Source organism: Inhella inkyongensis (assembly GCF_005952805.1).
GTDB lineage: Bacteria > Pseudomonadota > Gammaproteobacteria > Burkholderiales > Burkholderiaceae_C > Inhella > Inhella inkyongensis.
The window spans coordinates 548018-565679 of the sequence record NZ_CP040709.1 but is presented as its reverse complement, the minus strand read 5'-3'; the positions used below and the strand labels follow the sequence as shown (position 1 = coordinate 565679).

Below are 17662 nucleotides of genomic sequence, written 5' to 3'. Positions count from 1 at the left end.
GGATCAGCCTCCCGTCTTGGGGGGCGGAGGCGGCGGAGTGGTGGTCTTGGGCTTGGCGGCCGGCTTGGTCGCAGCCTTGGGCTTGGCGGCCGGCGCTGCCGCAGGCGCGGCGGCCGGCGCATTCAGCTCCTTGGATGCCGGCGTGCTGCCGCCATCCACGCCCAGGCGTCCGCCGGTGCCCAGCCCGCCCTTGACAGTCTGGGCCTTGTAGTTGCGCAGGGCCTTGACCATCTGGTTGAAGGAGTCCGCAAACGCAGCCGTGATGACCTTGCCCTGCGGCGTGTTGGCATAGGCGCCACCGCCCGCTGCACCACCGCCCCAGAAGCTGGCGCCGAAGATGCCGAAGTCAAAGTTCTTGGCCGTGCCTTCGGCGGCCGAAATCTGCACGCCCGAACGGTTGTCCACCAGGATGAGCGTGGTCGAGGCTTCGTTCTTGTTCACATTGGCGGCCACTGCCGTCAGCAGGCCCAGCGCCCCGGTGCCAAAGCCCCCGCCGCCGCCGCCTGTCTTGCCGGAGAACTGAATCTCGGGGCTCAGCGAATAGTCGGCCGCAACGATCTGGCCCTGGCCGAAATTGCTCCCCGAGCGGCTCTCACCGGACTGCATCAGTGCGCGCTCACGCTCCATATTGGCGAAGGCGCGGCCGCGCTCGACGATGACGAAGCAATTGCTCTGCTGGATCATCAGGCGCAGCACCGGGATGGTGGAGCCGAGCTGGCGCTCGCGCATACCGGACCACCAGGGGGCATTGGTGTCTTCCACCAGGGCCACGGTGCCCAGGGTCTCGTCGCAGCGCTCCAGCTTGGAATTCTGGTTCTCGGTGGTGGCACCGCCAGCGGCACCGGACACGGTGCCCTTGTCCTCACCCATCTTGGGTGCGGTGGCCAGGCAGCCGGCCAACAACAGCGGCGTCAGGCCCAGGGTCGTGGTGCGCAGCAGGGCGCTCTTCTTATCCGACATCTCTACCTCCATCTAGGGTTCAAAAACGCGCCGCCTTCGCGGCCGGACTCAGTGAATTCGTCAATCGGCGGGCGTGGCTGGGGCGATGCCGTAATAGCCACCCACCGTCTGGGCATGGGCATTGCCGATCCAGATGCTGCGCCCAAACACATCGGCGCAGCCGCCCCAGGCCAACTCGGTGGAATTTACGTCAGCCTGGCCGCGCTGCGAGTACACCGTGACCACTGATTCCGAGGGGCCGATCGAGTAGCAGACTCGCGCCCACACCGGCTTGGGCGCATCCATCACCACGGCGGTGGAGGACTCCTCCACCCCGTTCGAAGGCTTGACCATCCATTTGGTGCCCGATTTCGGGCCGGGGTTAATGGTCCAGACATAGGGGGCCTGGGCCAGGGCGGCCGTCGCAGCCAAGCCCAGGGCCAGCCATCCAAAACGCAGTGGGGTCATCGTGCGGCCTCCGCTTCAAACACGAGAGGGCGCAAGGATAGGGCCATCCCGGCGCGCTGGCCGGGTCAATCGGTATCAGGGTGCGTGCAGCGCGGTGCGCTCGGGCGCCATGAAGACTTCAGACAAGGACAGCCAGACGGACGTCCAGAAACCCGGAATGCGCACGATCTGCTCGGCATCGGGCAGGGCCCGCGCCAGCGCGGCGCGCTCCAGATCCTCCCGTTCGTCGTAGAAGGGACGGGGGTACAGGGGCAGGCCGGCCTGCTGAGCCGCGTCGATCAGGATCTGCAAGTACTCCGTCAGCCGCCGTGCGGTGTACGGGTTGGGGTCATGGAAGGTCACCACCACAGGCCGCACGCCCTGCACCACCGGTAGGGCCTCGATGCGCTCGCTCAAGAGCCGCATTTGCTGCAGGAGATGCGCACGCCGGCGCGGACTGAAATTGGGCCAAACGATCTTGCCGTCGTTCGCCGACAGGTCGGTCATCAGCACCGCCAGGCCGCGCTCGGCGTAGGCCACAAAGGTGCGGGCGTCATAGGCCCAGGCGGGTGGGCGCACCAATCTTGGCCGCACCCCCAGCAAAGCCTCGTGCTCGGCCAGCCCCTGGTCCAGGCTCTGCCCGAGAGCCAGGTCGGGTAGTCGGGTGTGACTGGTGTGACCGGGTGTGGCCGTATGAAAACCCAGCAGATGACCTTCCGCCCATTCGCGTTGCATCAGGGCCCGGCCGCGTGCTGTTGCGCCGCCATTGAGGGCGCCGGTCTGCACGAAGAACAGCGCCTTGATGCCGGGCTGCACCGGGTTGTCGGCCAGGGTTCCGATAATCCGCTCGGTCGGGTTGTGCGTGGCACGCGCACTCGGCCCATCGTCAAAGCTCAGCAGGAAGCGAATCGGCGGCTCCGCCGCCCAGCCCTGCCCCAGCCCGCCCATCCACAGCACCGCTGCAGTCAGCAGGCTCTCGAGCCAGCGGTGCCCGCGATTCTTCTTGTTTTCCATGTCTTTGTTGTTCGAGCCGCTGGCGGCTTGCCTCCCGTCGCGGCGGGATTCTAGAAAGCGCCCGATGCTTGCCGGCCTCGCCTTGCTGCTTGCCTTGGGCGGCTGCGGCAACATGACCCGGATGGTCAGCGACCCCGCGCCACAAGCAGCGCCGAGCGGCAGCCTGCAGGCCCAGGTGGATGCCCTGGTGCAACCGGTGCTGGCGGCCAAGGAGACCCCCGGCCTGGTGGTGGGTCTGCTGGAGCCCGATGGCCAGCAGCACTTTTTTGCTTATGGCTTGGGCGAAGTGGGGGGTGCAGAGTTGAACGCGGACACGCGCTTCCCTGTCGGCTCACTGACCAAGGGCTTTGTGGCCGCCCTGGTGACCCAACTGGTCGACGAGGGTCGCCTGCGCTGGGACGAAACGCTTGAGCAACTGATGCCCGGCCAACCGCTGAGCGCGGCGGCGCGCCGCATCACCCTGGAGCAGTTGGCCTCGCACAGCGCCGGGCTGCCGCGCCAGCCCACCGACTTGCGCATGCTGCTGGACCTGGGCCGCTTCACCTGGGATGGCAGCAACTTCTACCGCCGCTTCGACGCCGACTTCCTGCGCCACTACATGGCCGAGTTTGAGCCGCCCGGCAAGGTGGTGCCGGCCTACTCCAACATCGGCTTCGCGCTGATTGGCCTGGCCATCGAGGCCCGCTGCGGCCAGCCCCTGGAGACCCTGGTGCGTGAGCGCGTCTTGCGCCCGCTGGGTCTCACACACACCGGCTTTCAGGGCGAGACCCTGCCCGGCCGGCCGGCCCAGGGGCATGCGGGCGACCAACCCAAATTCATGCGTCGGGGCCGCCCGGTGGAGGACTGGACGCACAGCGATGCCATGAAGGGCTCCGCAGCACTCAGCACCAGTGCGCGCGATCTGTTGCGCTTTGCCCAGGCCCATCTGCAGCCACCACCTGGGCAGCAGCGCCTCGGTGAATTGCTGGCCGACAACCTGCGCGTGCGCATCCCACAGCTGCAGGACGCCCCCGGCATCGCCTGGGTCACCGATCAGATGGGGGAGTTGGCCATCACCAACCAAGTCGGCATGGCCGTGGGCCACACCAGCTATGTCGGCATCGACCGCGCCCACGGCCGCGCCGTGGTGGTGCTGCAGACCAGCTTCAACTGGAACTTCAAGATCGGCCACCTGCTGCTGCAACGTCTGGCGCGGGCCAACACGGCGCCCAGCCTTGCGGCGATGTCGGCGCCAGACAGCCGCTGAACAAGTCGGTGCGCCACTGCGGCGCTCGCTCGGCCACCACGGCCCAGTGCAGGTGGCCGACCTGCCCCTGCCAACCCGGGCCGGCCGGACTCTCTGCCCAGCGCAGACCGCGCAATTGCGCCAGGCTGGTACAGGCCGGATCGGCCTTCAACCAGGCCTCGGCCAGGGTCCATTGGCGATAGAAATCCGACTCTTCGAACGGGGCCACAGGATCGAGCAATCCGGCCCATTCGGCCATACCCCTCCAATCACGGCGGGTTGACGCCAGCTGCAGATCCAGCCCCAAGATTCCGGGGCCTACTGCCGCACCGACCCAGTCGCCGCTGTGGCTGACGGTCATCTGCCAGCCCCACAAAGACAGGCAGCGCCCCCCTTCCGCCTGGTTCAGCGCAATTGCTTTCGCGGCAACACCGAACTCAAGGGCCAACAAGCGGCGCAATAGCCAGCGCCCTGCGAGAAAGCGCCGCTGGCGGGCCGCCAAAGAAAAAGCCTGGAGCCGCGACCACTCGCTAGGAGAGCACCAAGCCTCAAGGGCGGGTAATTCGGCCTCCAACGCCGCCAGCGGTGCGATGCAGGCCGAGACCACCTCAGGGCAGTTGGGCGTAGTGCCCTTTAAGCGCAGCACCGATCACGAAACCGCCTGCATGGCACTCAAGAGTTTCAGAGCTTTTGGTTTCGTTCTTCTTGTAAAAACTCACCAAATTGATCACACCGTTGGCACCCAGACGCTTTCCCTCCTCCTGCAGGCGCAATAGAGCCGACAGGATGACCCAACGGCAGCCGAAGTCATCGGATTTACCAAAGCCATTGGTCTTTTGGTTGGTGGTGCCTTCTCCCAACTCTTTCAAGGCCTTGGGTGTCTTGGCGCCAGCCAGAAAAAAGTGGAAGTTCGGGTCCAGCTTTTCCTTGGCCTCTGGCATCGCCAACACATCCGCCAGGGGGATGGCGAGCACGGTGTCACGGGCCTGGACTGCTTGGGCAAATAGCACCAGCAAGATCGTCACCAACGATGAGAAGAAGTTCTTCATCAAATGCACCTAAGAATTAGCGAGGAACTTCTACTTCCGAAGCGGAAGGTTGGGGGATTTCAACCGCGGGAGGGCGTGCCGGGGCGCCTTCCTGCCGCGCCATCGATTCCGGCGAACGGTTGGTCAGCAAGATCGTCTCAAGACGCACACCACCCAGCGCTTCACAGGTCTGGGTGGGCGCTTCACTCCAGCGAATGGCTGTACCCGTCACCACAGGCCGAACAACACGCCAGGGCCAGAAACCAAAGCGCTGTGAACTGTTGTAGTCCACAACGGCGTCAGCCCTTGCTTGCAGCGCGAGCTTGCCAAACTCCGGTAGCAGCTCCTTGACTCCGCCATAAGTGCCCTTGGCGACCTTGAGTTTGCGCACAACTGCAAACCGGGTGCCGGCTGGCGCTCCGTTATCAAACACACAAAGTGACCGAATTTCCTGGCTCAATGCAGCCGCCAATTCGCGTCCTATGCGTTGCTCATCAACATCGCCCGCGTGCACAGCCCCCAAAAACGACCCGAAGGCAAAAAGACAGGCCGCACCTCTAAACAAACGACTCATTCGATGACTCCCTATTGATCTTGTGCCGCAATCATGCGCGGCGAAGTATCAACGAGGTATTCACACCCCCGAACGCAAAGTTGTTCGTCATCACGTACTCGGTGTCGATGGCGCGGCCGGCACCCATCAGGTAGTCGATGTCGCCGCAACGGGGGTCGACCTCGTGCAGGTTCAGCGTGGGGGTGAACCAGTTCGCAGCCATCATCTCGGCTGTCATCCAGGCCTCCAGCGCGCCGCAGGCGCCCAGGGTGTGGCCCATGAAACTCTTCAGCGAAGAGATCGCCACTTTCGAGCCGAACACCGCCTGGGTGGCCTGGGTCTCTGCGATGTCACCATGCTCGGTGGCCGTGCCGTGGCCGTTCACATAGGGAATGGCGGCGGGGTCCAGCTCAGCGTCGGCCAGCGCCAGGCGCATGGCCTGGGCCATGGTCTCGGCCTTGGGCTGGGTGACGTGGGCGCCATCGCTATTGGTGCCGTAACCCACCACCTCGAACAGCACCTTGGCGCCGCGCGCCAGCGCGTGCTCGCGCTCTTCCAGGATCAGCGCGCAGGCGCCCTCGCCCAGCACCAGGCCATCGCGGTTCACGTCGTAGGGGCTGGGGGTGACGGTCGGGTGATCGTTGTGCCGGGTGCTGGTGGCGAACAAGGTGTCGAACACCGCCGCCTGGCTGGCATCCAGCTCTTCCGACCCACCGGCCACCATGGCCACCTGCTTGCCGGCCTGGATGGCCTCGAAGGCGTAGCCGATACCCTGCGAGCCCGAGGTGCAGGCGCTGCTGGTGGTGATGATGCGGCCCGTGATGCCGAAGAACACCCCGATGTTGACCGGCGCGGTGTGCGCCATCATCTTGATGTAGGTGTTGGCGTTGATGCCCTCGGTGTTCTTGTCCTTGATCATCAGCGCAAAGTCGGCAAAGGCCGCCGGCTCGCCGGAGCAGCTGCCCCAGCTGATGCCCATCTGCCCGCTGCGCACCAGCGGGTCGTCCAGCAGCCCGGCCTGGGTGAGCGCACGCTCCGTGGCGAAGCAGGCCATCGAGGCCACACGCCCCATCGAGCGCAGGGTCTTGCGGTTGTAGCGCTCGCGCGGCAGCTCAAAGGCCTGCACCCGTGCTCCCACGCGGGTGTTCAGGCCGGTGATCTCGTCCCACTCAGCAATGCGTTGCACGGCGCTGCGTCCGTTTTGCAAATGGGCCCGCACGCTGTCCCAGTCGTGACCCAGCGGGCTGAGCGCCCCGACGCCGGTACAGACCACTCGCTTTTTGTTTGTCATCCCACCATCCCCCCATTCACCGAGATCACTTGACGCGTGATGTAGGCCGCGTCCTTGCTCATCAAGAAGGCCACCAGGGCGGCCACTTCCTCGGGCTGCCCCACCCGCTTGGCGGGGATGATTTTCAGCGCCTCGGACAGCAGCTCGGGGTCCACCATATCGGTCTCGATCAGACCCGGCGCCACGCAGTTCACCGTGATGGCGCGGCTGGCCAGCTCAACGGCCAGGGCCTTGGTCGCGCCGATGATGCCGGCCTTGGCCGCGCTGTAGTTCACCTGGCCGCGATTGCCCATGATCCCCGACACCGAAGCCAGGGTGACGATGCGCCCGGGCTTGCGGCGGCGCACCAGGGGCATGGTCAGCGGGTGCAGCACGTTGTAGAAAGCATCCAGATTGGTGTGGATCACCGCGTCCCAGTCTTCGCCGGGCATGGCGGGGAAGGCGTTGTCGCGCGCGATGCCGGCATTGGCCACCACGCCATAGGGGCAGCCATGCTGCTCGATATCGGCCTCCAGCGCGGCGGCGCAGGCGGCACGGTCGGCCACATCGAATTGCAGCACCCGGGCGCCGCGGCCCAGTCCGCGGACGGCTTCGGCAACGGCCTCTGCTTCGTCGCGCCGGCTGCGGCAATGAATCACCAGGTCGTAGCCCGTGGCGGCCAGGCGCAGCGCGATGGCCTTGCCAATGCCCCGGCTGGAGCCGGTCACAAGGATGGTGTTGTCAGCATTCATTGGATTCAAAGAGTCGGAGTTCAAAGGGCGTGACCGGCCAGAAAGGCCTCGGGGTCGTCAGGGCCGAACACATTCAGATTGGCGCTGGCGACGGCCTCGCCCTCGATGGCGATGCGGGCCTCGAACTGGCTCAGGCCGTTCTCGGCCTGGAAGCTGCGGCGCACCTCGATGCGCAGTGTGCTGCCCAACGCGAAATGGCTGCGGCTGCACTGATAACGCCGGGTGCCGAGCAGGAAGCCGATCAAGGGCTGCCCGCCCTGGGCACGACGCTGCACGCCGGCCCAGGCGGCCACGGTCTGGGCCATGAACTCGACGCCGGTGGCGGCGCTCAAGCGGCCATCGCGCAACAGCAGATGATCGGGGCCGATGTCGGCCTCGGCCACCAGGTGCTCCGGCCCCACCTCGATCACGCGGCTCAGCCAGCTCATCGTGCCGCGATGCGGCACCAGGTCATGGATCTCAGTCATCGCGGGTCAAGACGAGCGCGGCATTGCTGCCGCCGAAGGCAAAGGAATTGGACAGCACCGCACGGGGGGCGGCGACCAGACGCTCGCCCGCTCCCACCAAGCGGATGGCCGGCAGGGCCGGATCCCGCGCACCGCCCAGATGGTGGACCGGCAGGCGGCCGTCACCTTTGAGCGTCAGCCAAGCCACAGCGGCTTCCAGCGCACCCGCGGCGCCCAGGGTGTGGCCGGTGAGCGGCTTGGTGGAACTGCAGGGCAGGTCCAAGCCAAAGAGGCGCGCTACCGCCTGGCTCTCCATCGCATCGTTGTGCGGCGTCGCGGTGCCGTGCAGGTTCAGATAGCCGATGTCGGCCGGCCGCAAACCGGCGCGCGCCAGGGCTTCGCGCATCGCGGCCTCGGCGCCGGCACCACTGGGCTCGGGGGCCGAGATGTGGTGGGCGTCGCTGGTTTCGCCCCAGCCGGCCAGGCGCACGGCGCCAGGTCCGGCGGGCTCGCGCTCCATCAAAAAGAGGGCGGCGGCCTCGCCGATATTGATGCCGCTGCGGTCCGCTGCCAGAGGCCGGCAACGTGCCGCACTGACGGCTTCCAACGCGGCGAATCCGGCCACGGTGAAGTCGCACAGGCTGTCGGCGCCGCCACACAGCACGGCATCGGCCAGACCGGCGCGCAACAACCGTGCGGCGCTGGCCAGGGCCTTGGCGCTGGATGAACAGGCGGTTGAGATCACATAGGCCGGCCCCTGCGCGCCGCTGGCCTGGGCCAGCCATTCGGCGGGGTTGCCAATCTCCTGGCGGCGCAGATCGTGCGTGGCGGGCAGCTCGCTGTGTGCGGCCCAATGCTGCCAATCGGCCTCCGAGTCCCCCACCCCTGAGGTGCTGGTGCCCAGCACCACCGCCACCCGGGCCGCGCCATGGCGGGCCAAGGCCTGCTGCAAAGGCTGCTGAAGGGGCTCCAGCGCCGCCGCCAGCAATTGGTTATTGCGACTGCGCAGATGGAGCGCGCCGCTGGGCATTGGCAACTCAGTGCGCACCCGGCCCAGATGCAGCTCGCGGCCGTCGCGCCAGCGCTCGGGGGCCACACCGCTCGGGGCCTCGGCCACCAGGGCCTGCCAAAACGCTTCCGCGCCCTGGCCGGCGGCGCAGATGAGGCCCAGATGGTTCAGATAACTCATGGAATGGTTTGCGGGCGTCATCAGCCGTCCTCCATCGGGCGCGACTCAATGCGCAGCCGATAGTGTTCTGCCAGGTTGTCGATGCGCACCGTGCTCGTCCCCAGGCCCTGCACCTGCACGCGCAACTGGCCTTGGTGGCTGAGGCGGCGCTGCTGGCCCTGCTCGTCATGTTGCTCGTCAAGGTGCCAGCCCGGCGGCAGGCTGGCCCGCAGGGCCGCCAGCGGCGCGTAGACCAGCGCAATGTCCCGCAAGACGCGCTCGGGATCCACCACCGCTGGCAGCAGGGCGTGGCGCTGCACCTGCAGTTGCGCGCCGTCCCAGACCACACTGAGCACGCGCTGGTTCAGCGCCAGAGCCGCCAGGCGCAGGGTGTGGGCGTCCACCTGCAACAGCAGATCAAGGCGGCGTTCCACGCCCGGCAGCGAAGAATCGGCCGGGGCCTCCTCCACCGTCAAGGCCTGGGCCAATTGCAGCGGGCGCGCGTAGTCCGCCGGCAGCACGCGCAAGCTCGGCAAGGGGCTGGGCGGCAAGGGGGTGGCGCAGGCGCTCAAGCACAGCGCGAACAGGCAGAACCAGACTTTCATGCGGCGTCCGGGTCAGGAATGAAGAAGGGCGTCAGCACCCAGGACAGGGCCACGCCCCATCCGAGGGTCCAGCCAAAGGCCTGCAGGGCCGGCGTGGCCGAAAACGCCAGCAGGCCAAAGGCCAGCCAGGTGCTGGCAGCCGCCAGGGTCACGGCCACAAAGCTGCGACCGTCACGCCGCTGCGGCTGGGCCAGCAGGAAGATGCCGTAGTCCACACCCACCCCCAGGAGCAGCAGCAGGGCGAGCACATGAAAGAGCTGCAGCGGCTGCCCCAGCAGGCTTAACTGAGTCAGGGTCAATGCCCCGGCCAACACGGTGGGCAGCAGCGCACGCCAGCCGCTGCGCCCAAAGCGCCAGACCAACAACGCGGCCACCGCCAGCACCGCCACCCCCAGCAAGGCCAGCATGCGCTCACGCTGACGGGCCAACAACTCGCTCACATCGGCCACCTTGTCGACCCAGCGCAGCGCATCCCCCTGGCCCAGCGCGGCCAACGCCGGCAAGGCGGCGGGCTGCACGCCGCGCAGCAGCAGCACGGACTGCCAACGGCCGTTGGCCTGCTCGCCGATCCATTGATGCCGCGCACTTTCAGACACCGGAGCGGCCAGCCAGTCCTGGACCCGCAGCGGCGACGGCGCGCTGGCATAGGCCGGCGGCGGCGCCTGGCCCAGAGCCTCCGACAAGCTGGGCGCGAGTGCCGCCCAGCGCGACTGGACGAGCGCGAAGTCGCCGGCCTGGCGCGCGGCGGAGGGCACCCAATCCGACACCGCCTGCCAGCCCCCCAGCAGCCCCTGCGCCACCAAGGGCTGCAAGCGCGCCTTCAGCGCCTCCTCGGCCACCAGGAGTGACTCCGCGCTGGCGGCGCTGAGCAGATAGAACTGGGCCGGGCTGGGCAGGTCGAGGCGGCGGTTGATCTCGATCTGATCCGTCAACAAGGCGGGCGGCGTGGACTGCAGCAAACGGATGTCGTCATTGGCCTGCAGGCGGGTCAGCCCGAGGCCGACCAGCAACACCAACGGCAGCAGCCACCCCACCAACCGCTTGGCGCGCGGTGCGGGCCAACGCGCCCAGCCACGCGCCAAGGCCTGGGTCAGCGGGCGCTCAGGCACGGCACCACGGTCCAGGTGCGGGAACCACAGCCAGGTCGAGACCAAGGCCGCCAGCAAACCCGCCGCCGAGAACAAGGCCACCTGCTGCAGGCCCGGGAAGGGCGTGGCCGCCAGCAAGCCGTAGCCGGCCAGGGTGGTGGCGAGGGCCAGGGCCATGGTGGGCAGCTGCGCCCGCATCACCTCGAAGCGCGCGGCCGGCGCGGTGTTGATACGGGCCGCGTAATAGCTGCTGGCGTAGTTCTCGGCCACGCCCACCAGACTGGCGCCGAAGACCAGGGTGATCAGGTGCAGTTCGCCGAAGACCCAGGTGGTCAGGGCTGCCGCCACCAACAGGCCACTGCCCACCGACAGAAGAACCAGCAGACGCGGGCGCAGACGTGCAAAAGCGAGCCAGCTGAGCACGAACACCCCCAGCAGGGAGCCCAGGCCGATGACATGCATTTCGCGCTGGGCCGTGGTGGCGGCGGCATGCGCATGCAGGGGCACGCCGGCGGCCAGCACCCGCGCCGGAGCGGCCGCTGCGCGCGCCTGCGCCAGAGCGTCCGCCAGGGCCTGGTTGTAGGCCAGCGCAAAGGCACTGCCCTCGCTGTCGATCATCAGCAGCGCCCATTCGCCGTCCTCGGCCTGCACGCTCAAGCGCCCCTGCTGCACGCGAACGCGGCTGCTCTGGGCGCGCTCGGCCAGCCAGCTGCCCAAGGTATTGAGTGGATCTTGCCCCCAAGCACCCACGCGCGGCAGACCCATGGGTTGCAGCAGGCCCTGCAGCACCTGCTGCCCGAGCGCCGCCGTCGGGCCCGCGCTCAGCTGCTGGCGCTGCGCCTCACTCACCAAGGCGCCGCGCTGTGCGGCAAACAGATCGAACCAGGCGCCGGCCTCGGCCTCGCTGACGCGGTGGCGCAAACGGGCCTGCGGCTCCGCCGCCGCAAAGGCCGTGGCAAAGCGATCCGCCGCCTGCCCGCCATCGCCGGCCTGAACCAGCACCACCAGCCGGCCTTCGCCCGCACGAGCCAGACCCTGGAGGGCCTGCTCCACCTCGGGGCGACGTTCGTCCTTGGGCAGCATGGCCAACACATCGGTGTTCAGGCGCAGGCGCCCGTTGCCCGCCGCCCAGGCCAATGCCAGGGCCAGGAGCAGCAGCGAGGCGGCCCAGATCCAAGCCGGCCAGGCCGCGCGGAGAGCCGCTGCAGAAGCGCGCAAATCAGCCAAGCGCCTGCGCCTCCTCGGGCGTGGCGGCGGCGGGCTCGCGCTGCTGTTCGTCAAAGCGGATCGTGGTGCGATCCCCCTGGGCTTCGATCAGCTGGATGCGCCGCAACTGGCGATCGCCCTCCAGCTCGATGCGTTGAAACAGCTTGGCCAAGGCACCCGCACGCGGCTGGGCCTGGGCGCGCCAGGCCTGGGCGCCCACGGCCTCGGCCTGCAGCGTGAACTGCGCCTCCAGCGCGGCCAGATTGCCATCCAGCAGGGCCAGCATCAGCTGGGTGACGACGCGCACGCCCGGCTCCTTGTTGGCATCGAGTTGCACGCCGTCGCCCCGGATGGCGTCGCGGGTCAAGGCCAACTGCGACGCGAAGGGCTGGCGTGTGCGCCACAGCAGTCCCTTGCCGCGCAGCAGCAGGTAATCGCCACTGCTGCGCAGAGGCTTGGCAAAGCCGGCGATGTGCTTGTCCTGCTCGAACCGACCGCGCACCAGGGCGGCCTGCTGCAGGCGGCGCTGCACCTCGGCCACAGGGTTGGCGGCCAGCGGCAGCGGGACCAGCGCCATCAGCAGATGACGGCGCTTCATCGCGTCACCCCCAGCCGTTCCCACAGCACCGGCGGGCAGACGAACTGCAACTCGCGGCTCTCCCAGCGCACCGCCACCTGGGTGGTGTGGGCCTTGGTGATCACCTTGTCCGTGGCGGCGTCGCGAATTTGGTAATCGATGCGCAGCCGGTTCTCCCACTCGGTGATGGCGGCGCGCACGCGCAGCTTCATGCCGTACTCGATGGCACCGACGTACTTGATCTGCAGGTCCACGACCGGCCAGGCATAGCCGCTGTCGCGCATCTGCGGGTAGTCGTAGTCGAACTTCTGCAGCAGTGCGCAGCGCGCGATCTCCAGGTACTGCACATAGCGCCCATGCCAGACCACGTCCATCGGGTCCAGGTCATGGAAGGCCGGCGTCAGCTCGACCTCGTGCACCAGGCGAGGGTCCTCACGCCCCGGCATCGGCCTCTCCATAAGGATTCCAGGCCTGGGCTCGCAGTGCCTGCAACAACTGCTGCAACTCGCGATCCAGCGCCCGATCCTCCTCGATCAAGGGGATGCGTGCGCACAAATCGGCCAGCCACTGCGACAGAACCGGCGTGAGGTTCAGCGGGGCCAGGCGCTCGCGCAAACCCAGAGCCTGGCGGGCGGCAATCAGCATCGCGACCAGCACCTGCTCGCTCAAATCGAGCACGCGCAGGCAGTCGCGTGCGGCGATGGTGCCCATGCTGACCTTGTCCTGGTTATGGCACTCGGTGCTGCGGCTGAAGACCGAGGCCGGCATGGTTTGCTTGAGGGCCTCGGCAGTCCAGGCCGAGACCGAAATCTGCAGCGCCTTCAGGCCATGGTTGATGGCCGCACGTTCGCCCAAAGCGCCACTCAGATTGGACGGCAGACCGTGGTTGAAGCGCGTGTCCACCAGCAAGGCCAATTGACGGTCCAGCAGATCGGCCACATTGGCCACCGCCGTCTTCAGCGTATCCATCGCCATGGCGATGTGGCCACCATAGAAATGGCCGCCATGGAGCACGCGTTCGCCCTCGGCGTCGATCAGCGGGTTGTCGTTGGCGCTGTTGAGTTCGTTCTCGATCAGCTGACGCAGCCAGGGCAGGCTGTCCTCCAGCACGCCGATCACATGGGGGGCGCAGCGCAGCGAATAGCGGTCCTGCAGACGCTGTTCATTGCGCGTCGGCCGGTCGCTGGCCAGGTCGGCGCGCAGACGCGCGGCCACGCGCTGCTGCCCCGGATGCGGCTTGGCGGCAAACAAGGTCTCGTCAAAGTGGTGCGCATTGCCCTGACTGGCCACCACATTGGCAGCCGTGCAGCGTGTGGCCAGGCGACCGAGCTGATCGGCACGATCCCAGGCCAGGCAGGCCAGCGCCGTCATCACGGCGGTGCCATTCATGATGGCCAGGCCCTCCTTGGGGCGCAGCTTGTGCGGCTGCAGGCCCACGGCGGCCAGCGCCTGCGCAGCCGGCATCGACTCCCCCCGGAACCACACCTGGCGCTCGCCGCAAAGCACCGCCGCCACATAGCTGAGCGGGGTCAGGTCACCACTGGCGCCCACCGAGCCCTCGGAGGGGATCTGCGGCAGGATGTCGTGCGCCAGCAGGGCCGCAAGCTGCTTCAAGAGCGCATAACTGACACCCGACACACCCTGGGCCAGGGACTGCAGGCGCACCGCCAGCACCGCGCGAGTCTGCTCGGGCGTGAGCAAGGCGCCGGCGCCGCAGCCGTGATAGGTGTAGAGATGCGTGGGCAACTGCTCCACCAGAGCCGGCGGGATGCTGACGGTGCAGCTGTCGCCATAGCCGGTGGTGATGCCATAGACCACGCCGTCCTCGGCCAGCAGTCGGGCCACGAATTCGGCACCCGCGTCGATGCGACGCACAAAGGTCGGCGCATCACTCAGGCGCGCCACGGCCTGACCGCGTGCGAGGGCGACCACCGCCTCCAGCCGCAGCGGCTGACCGTCGAACAAGATTTCAGGCAGGGGCATCGGCGTGATCCCAGAAGGCATAGAAGTTGAACCAGTCATAAGGCGCTGTACGCAGCAGGATCGCCAGTGCATCCGCGAAGGCCTGAGCATGCTGAGCCAGCGCGGCCTGGCGCTCGGCGCGGGGCAGTTGCACCCGCTCGGCCAGGGTGTCGAAGTGGATGACATAGCCGTCGCCCGCATGCACACAGGCCAGCAGCAGCAAGGGGCAGCGCAGCAGGCTGGCTAGCACATAGGGACCGACCGGCAGCGGGGCGCTGTGGCCCAAGAAATCCACCTGCGCCACTTGCTGCGAATTCAAGGGCACGCGGTCTCCCGCAATGGCCACCCAACCGCCGGCGTCGACGATGGCGGCCAACTGCACGGCCGTGGCCGGGCCGAAGTCGCTGACCTCCAGCAGACGGACGCGGGTCTGCGGATCCAGGCGCTGCAGGATGCGGTTGAAGGCCTGGGCATGGCGGGTGTGGACCAGTACCGTGACGTCGAGTTGGGCCTTGCGCTGGCCCATCACCCGGCACAGTTCCAGGCAGCCCATGTGAGCGGTCACGAAGAGCCCGCCACGCCCCTGGGCACGCGCCCGCTGCAGGTGCTCCAGCCCCTGCTCACGCACCCGCTCAAAGGGATAGCGCCCGGCAATGGCGAGCAGCTTGTCGAGCAGGGTCTCGGCGAACAAGGCGACATGGCGCAGGCCCTCGCGCCAGCCTGGCGCTCGCGTAAACAGGCCGGGCTGTGCCACATGCAAGCGCTGCAGGTACTGCAAGGATGCCGCCCGCAGCGCCGGACGCGTGAGCCAGTGAACCAGCGCCACCGGCAGCATCAGGCCGCGGAAAAAGGCCCGGCCCAACAAACGGTGGACGGCATAGAGCAACCAGACGCCGCCGACAAAGGTGGTCTCGCCCAGCATCGCCCAGTGGCGGGTGTTCAAGCGCTCCATAGGCGCCCCAGGCGGCGGGACAACAGACGAGGCAGGCGCCAAAGCATGCCGAAGAACAGCCGCGTGTGCATCCAGGTGATGAGCAGGTTGTCGCGCCACACATCGAAGTGCGACAGCCCGTCCTCGGGGTAACGAACCTGGGTCGGCACATTGATCACCCGCAGGCCACGCCACATCAGGCGCACGGCGATCTCGGTGTCGAAGTCCATGCGCAGACCAACCTTCTCCGCATCGATCAGGGCCACCGTCGGGGCCAGCGGATAGACGCGGAAGCCGCACATCGAGTCGCGCAACTCGAAGCCCAGGGTGTTGATCCAGACCCAGATGTGGGTGGCGTAGCGGCCATAGAGCCGCCCCTTGGGCACCGAGGCGTCATAGACGGGGTTGCCGCAGATCAGGTGATCAGGATGGGCCTGCGCCAGCTCGGCAAAGCTCCGCGCGTCCTCGACCGCATGCTGGCCATCGGCATCGATCTGCAGGGCATGGCTGAAACCGGCAGCCTGCGCAGCGCGGAGGCCGGCCAGCATGGCGCCGCCCTTGCCCTGGTTACGCGGCAGTCGCTGCAGGCGCACCTCGGGTTGGCGCGCCAAGTCGTCGAGCACACGGGCGGTGGCGGCGTCCGAGCCATCGTCCACCAGCAGCACCGGCAAGCCCTGGGCGCGCAGCCGTGCCACCACCGCACCGACCTGGGCGCCATGGTTGTAAACGGGGATGAGGGCGGTGAGCTTCATGCTTGGAAGAGCAGGCGTCCGCTGGAATGGGCGCCGCGCGCACTCGTGAAGGCAAATCGCAGCTGGCCGCGTGCGGCGTCCCAGTTCAGCTCCAGCAGCAAGCGGGTGCCAGGTTGGATCACCTGCTGGAACTTCAGCTGCTCCATGCCGGCGAACTGGGCCGGCATCTCGGCAAAGGCCTCGCGTGCCAATCGTTCGGCCCAGTCCAGCTGGACCACGCCGGGCAACACCGGGTGCTCAGGGAAGTGCCCGGCAAATCCGGGGTGCCCGGGTTCCACTTCGATCTCAAAGCTCGCACTCGTGGCCTCCGTGCGCCGCAGCCGGGCTGGCGGCCGCAGGGGGTCGAACAGGGCGCAGAGGGCGGCTTGGGTGCTCTTGCCCAGAACATTGGCGGGCAGCTCTCCCACCAGGCGCCAGCGGCGTGGCCGCACGGTCGGCTCCAGCAAGGCCGCCAACGCAGCACGGCGCGGCGCCAACCAAGCGCTGCGGCCCTGGGTCTCGATCTCGGACCAGGCCGCGGCGTCGGGCACCAGCACCACGCCCAATTCTTGGCGTGCGCCCGGCAGCAGCGGCAGGGCCAGGGCCTCAACGCCCCCACAGGCGCGCAAGGCCTGCTCCACCGCCGCGATCGAGACCCGCTTTTCCTCGATCTTGACGATGCGGTCGGCTCGCCCCAGCAACACAAAGCCCTGGCCCTCGGCGCGCGCGCGGTCCTGGGCCTGGAACCAGGCGTCGCCGCCGATCTGAGGCGAACGCAAATGCAGCAGCTCGCCCTCCAGTCGCCACTCGACCCCCGGGAGTGGCTGCCAACTTGGATCTTCCTGCGCCCCGGGCGCGCGCTGGCGCCAGGCCACGCCGCCGGTCTCGCTGCTGCCGTAGACCTCGATGGGGGTCTGGCCGAGTTGCGCCCGGCAAGGTGCCAGGGCCTCATCGGGCAAGGGCCCGCCCGAAGAGAACAGCGCCGCCAAACGCGGCGCCAGGCCGTCCAAGCGGCTGGCTTGCAAGCGCTTGAGGTGGGCCGGGCTGGCCACCACGGCCAGGCGGCCAGAGGCAGTCGCCAGGTCTTCCAGATAGCCCACACGCTGAGCGGCCAGCGGCCGCCCCGCCGCCAAGGGCCACAGCAGGCGAAACAGCAGCCCGTAGATGTGTTGGTGGCTGACCGTGCCCTGCACGCTGGCGCCCTGCAGCCGCGCACCGAAGGCGGCTTCCAAGGCATGCACCTCATCGAAGAGTTGCTGCAATCGCTTGCGAATGGCCGTGGGCGCGCCGGTGCTGCCGGAGGTAAACACCACCAGCCCTTCGGCCCGGATGTCCAGCGGCTGCCAATCCACCGCAGTGGCCCGTGCGGGCCGCAACAAGGGGCGGCCGCCCAGAGACACACTGGGCCAGTCGCCTGCAAAGGCCTGTACAGAAGTGCTCAGGGCCAGGCAGGTTGCTGGCAGGGTGTCGCCGGGCCACCAGACCTGCTTTCCGGCATGCCAGGCCGCCATCAGGGCGGCGGCGGCGGCCAGGCTGTCTTCAAAGTACAGCGCCAATTCGCGCCCCGGCTGCGCGGCGAAGGTGGCATACCACTGCGCCGCCTCGGCGCACCAGTCGGCCCAGCTCAGGGCCTGCCCGGCACGCCAACCCACAGGCTGGGCCGCACGCATGGGGCTGATCGGGCCGCTCAGGCCCAGGCTCAATTCACGCCACATCGCTA

At 68.0% G+C, this 17662-nt stretch carries 19 protein-coding genes; 1 reads left to right on the top strand and 18 read right to left on the bottom strand.

All coding sequences use genetic code 11. From position 1 onward, the window contains the following. Window positions 1-3 precede the first annotated feature (3 nt). The 3 genes from FF090_RS02835 to FF090_RS02825 all read right to left on the bottom strand — a co-directional run bounded on the left by FF090_RS02835 (window position 4) and on the right by FF090_RS02825 (window position 2400). Window positions 4-960 carry a CsgG/HfaB family protein gene (locus FF090_RS02835; protein WP_246071495.1) on the bottom strand — a complete coding sequence of 319 codons (957 nt, stop codon included), beginning with the start codon at window positions 958-960 and terminating at the stop codon, window positions 4-6. A 60-nt stretch (window positions 961-1020) separates the two neighbouring features. Continuing rightward, window positions 1021-1407: a hypothetical protein gene (locus FF090_RS02830; protein WP_138855291.1), complete on the bottom strand. Its 387-nt coding sequence runs from the start codon at window positions 1405-1407 to the stop codon at window positions 1021-1023. Window positions 1408-1482: 75 nt separating this feature from the next. After that, a complete protein-coding gene (locus FF090_RS02825) occupies window positions 1483-2400 on the bottom strand; it encodes a polysaccharide deacetylase family protein (protein ID WP_138855290.1) in 918 nt (305 codons plus the stop codon). A 64-nt stretch (window positions 2401-2464) separates the two neighbouring features. On the opposite strand from FF090_RS02825, the gene FF090_RS02820 reads away from it, so the two are divergent. Then, complete coding sequence (locus FF090_RS02820) at window positions 2465-3646, top strand: serine hydrolase domain-containing protein (RefSeq protein WP_175423490.1); 1182 nt, start codon at window positions 2465-2467, stop codon at window positions 3644-3646. Here FF090_RS02820 and FF090_RS19075 read toward each other — a convergent pair. The 15 genes from FF090_RS19075 to FF090_RS02750 form a co-directional block, all read right to left on the bottom strand. Continuing rightward, a complete protein-coding gene (locus FF090_RS19075; protein ID WP_175423489.1) occupies window positions 3558-3884 on the bottom strand; it encodes a hypothetical protein in 327 nt (108 codons plus the stop codon). The genes FF090_RS02820 and FF090_RS19075 overlap by 89 nt on opposite strands. A 349-nt stretch (window positions 3885-4233) precedes the next feature. Then, complete coding sequence (locus tag FF090_RS02815; protein WP_217503019.1) at window positions 4234-4674, bottom strand: excinuclease ATPase subunit; 441 nt, start codon at window positions 4672-4674, stop codon at window positions 4234-4236. Window positions 4675-4690: 16 nt separating this feature from the next. Continuing rightward, entirely contained in the window at window positions 4691-5227 is a 537-nt protein-coding gene (locus tag FF090_RS02810) for a hypothetical protein (RefSeq protein WP_138855288.1), read from the bottom strand. Between the two features lie 31 nt (window positions 5228-5258). Continuing rightward, window positions 5259-6497, bottom strand: coding sequence for a beta-ketoacyl-ACP synthase (locus FF090_RS02805; protein WP_138855287.1), 1239 nt, complete (start codon window positions 6495-6497; stop codon window positions 5259-5261). After that, entirely contained in the window at window positions 6494-7228 is a 735-nt protein-coding gene (locus FF090_RS02800; RefSeq protein WP_138855286.1) for a 3-ketoacyl-ACP reductase FabG2, read from the bottom strand. Before FF090_RS02800 ends, FF090_RS02805 begins: the two co-directional genes overlap by 4 nt. Window positions 7229-7248: 20 nt before the next feature. Then, window positions 7249-7695: a hotdog family protein gene (locus FF090_RS02795; RefSeq protein ID WP_138855285.1), complete on the bottom strand. Its 447-nt coding sequence runs from the start codon at window positions 7693-7695 to the stop codon at window positions 7249-7251. Beyond that, on the bottom strand, window positions 7688-8884 hold the full coding sequence (locus tag FF090_RS02790) for a beta-ketoacyl-ACP synthase (protein WP_246071494.1): 1197 nt from the start codon (window positions 8882-8884) through the stop codon (window positions 7688-7690). Before FF090_RS02790 ends, FF090_RS02795 begins: the two co-directional genes overlap by 8 nt. Continuing rightward, window positions 8884-9447 carry a DUF3261 domain-containing protein gene (locus tag FF090_RS02785; RefSeq protein ID WP_138855284.1) on the bottom strand — a complete coding sequence of 188 codons (564 nt, stop codon included), beginning with the start codon at window positions 9445-9447 and terminating at the stop codon, window positions 8884-8886. Before FF090_RS02785 ends, FF090_RS02790 begins: the two co-directional genes overlap by 1 nt. Next, the gene (locus FF090_RS02780; protein ID WP_138855283.1) at window positions 9444-11762 is read right to left on the bottom strand and encodes an MMPL family transporter; all 2319 of its coding nucleotides are present in this window, start codon (window positions 11760-11762) and stop codon (window positions 9444-9446) included. Before FF090_RS02780 ends, FF090_RS02785 begins: the two co-directional genes overlap by 4 nt. Beyond that, complete coding sequence (locus FF090_RS02775) at window positions 11755-12339, bottom strand: LolA family protein (protein WP_138855282.1); 585 nt, start codon at window positions 12337-12339, stop codon at window positions 11755-11757. The genes FF090_RS02780 and FF090_RS02775 overlap by 8 nt, the downstream gene beginning before the upstream one ends. Further along, window positions 12336-12764, bottom strand: coding sequence for an acyl-CoA thioesterase (locus FF090_RS02770; RefSeq protein WP_138855281.1), 429 nt, complete (start codon window positions 12762-12764; stop codon window positions 12336-12338). Before FF090_RS02770 ends, FF090_RS02775 begins: the two co-directional genes overlap by 4 nt. Then, window positions 12751-14301 carry an HAL/PAL/TAL family ammonia-lyase gene (locus tag FF090_RS02765; RefSeq protein ID WP_138855280.1) on the bottom strand — a complete coding sequence of 517 codons (1551 nt, stop codon included), beginning with the start codon at window positions 14299-14301 and terminating at the stop codon, window positions 12751-12753. Before FF090_RS02765 ends, FF090_RS02770 begins: the two co-directional genes overlap by 14 nt. Then, complete coding sequence (locus tag FF090_RS02760; RefSeq protein WP_138855279.1) at window positions 14288-15232, bottom strand: lysophospholipid acyltransferase family protein; 945 nt, start codon at window positions 15230-15232, stop codon at window positions 14288-14290. Before FF090_RS02760 ends, FF090_RS02765 begins: the two co-directional genes overlap by 14 nt. After that, window positions 15220-15963 carry a glycosyltransferase family 2 protein gene (locus tag FF090_RS02755; RefSeq protein WP_138855278.1) on the bottom strand — a complete coding sequence of 248 codons (744 nt, stop codon included), beginning with the start codon at window positions 15961-15963 and terminating at the stop codon, window positions 15220-15222. The genes FF090_RS02760 and FF090_RS02755 overlap by 13 nt, the downstream gene beginning before the upstream one ends. Next, complete coding sequence (locus FF090_RS02750) at window positions 15960-17657, bottom strand: ApeI family dehydratase (protein ID WP_138855277.1); 1698 nt, start codon at window positions 17655-17657, stop codon at window positions 15960-15962. The genes FF090_RS02755 and FF090_RS02750 overlap by 4 nt, the downstream gene beginning before the upstream one ends. Between the last annotated feature and the right edge of the window lie 5 nt (window positions 17658-17662).

What these genes read in the sequence shown, in the direction of transcription:
- FF090_RS02835 (WP_246071495.1), bottom strand. Translation starts at nt 960, where the DNA reads ATGTCGGATAAGAAGAGCGCCCTGCTGCGCACCACGACCCTGGGCCTG.
- FF090_RS02830 (WP_138855291.1), bottom strand. Translation starts at nt 1,407, where the DNA reads ATGACCCCACTGCGTTTTGGATGGCTGGCCCTGGGCTTGGCTGCGACG.
- FF090_RS02825 (WP_138855290.1), bottom strand. Translation starts at nt 2,400, where the DNA reads ATGGAAAACAAGAAGAATCGCGGGCACCGCTGGCTCGAGAGCCTGCTG.
- FF090_RS02820 (WP_175423490.1), top strand. Translation starts at nt 2,465, where the DNA reads ATGCTTGCCGGCCTCGCCTTGCTGCTTGCCTTGGGCGGCTGCGGCAAC.
- FF090_RS19075 (WP_175423489.1), bottom strand. Translation starts at nt 3,884, where the DNA reads ATGGCCGAATGGGCCGGATTGCTCGATCCTGTGGCCCCGTTCGAAGAG.
- FF090_RS02815 (WP_217503019.1), bottom strand. Translation starts at nt 4,674, where the DNA reads ATGAAGAACTTCTTCTCATCGTTGGTGACGATCTTGCTGGTGCTATTT.
- FF090_RS02810 (WP_138855288.1), bottom strand. Translation starts at nt 5,227, where the DNA reads ATGAGTCGTTTGTTTAGAGGTGCGGCCTGTCTTTTTGCCTTCGGGTCG.
- FF090_RS02805 (WP_138855287.1), bottom strand. Translation starts at nt 6,497, where the DNA reads ATGACAAACAAAAAGCGAGTGGTCTGTACCGGCGTCGGGGCGCTCAGC.
- FF090_RS02800 (WP_138855286.1), bottom strand. Translation starts at nt 7,228, where the DNA reads ATGAATGCTGACAACACCATCCTTGTGACCGGCTCCAGCCGGGGCATT.
- FF090_RS02795 (WP_138855285.1), bottom strand. Translation starts at nt 7,695, where the DNA reads ATGACTGAGATCCATGACCTGGTGCCGCATCGCGGCACGATGAGCTGG.
- FF090_RS02790 (WP_246071494.1), bottom strand. Translation starts at nt 8,884, where the DNA reads ATGACGCCCGCAAACCATTCCATGAGTTATCTGAACCATCTGGGCCTC.
- FF090_RS02785 (WP_138855284.1), bottom strand. Translation starts at nt 9,447, where the DNA reads ATGAAAGTCTGGTTCTGCCTGTTCGCGCTGTGCTTGAGCGCCTGCGCC.
- FF090_RS02775 (WP_138855282.1), bottom strand. Translation starts at nt 12,339, where the DNA reads ATGAAGCGCCGTCATCTGCTGATGGCGCTGGTCCCGCTGCCGCTGGCC.
- FF090_RS02770 (WP_138855281.1), bottom strand. Translation starts at nt 12,764, where the DNA reads ATGCCGGGGCGTGAGGACCCTCGCCTGGTGCACGAGGTCGAGCTGACG.
- FF090_RS02765 (WP_138855280.1), bottom strand. Translation starts at nt 14,301, where the DNA reads ATGCCCCTGCCTGAAATCTTGTTCGACGGTCAGCCGCTGCGGCTGGAG.
- FF090_RS02760 (WP_138855279.1), bottom strand. Translation starts at nt 15,232, where the DNA reads ATGGAGCGCTTGAACACCCGCCACTGGGCGATGCTGGGCGAGACCACC.
- FF090_RS02755 (WP_138855278.1), bottom strand. Translation starts at nt 15,963, where the DNA reads ATGAAGCTCACCGCCCTCATCCCCGTTTACAACCATGGCGCCCAGGTC.
- FF090_RS02750 (WP_138855277.1), bottom strand. Translation starts at nt 17,657, where the DNA reads ATGTGGCGTGAATTGAGCCTGGGCCTGAGCGGCCCGATCAGCCCCATG.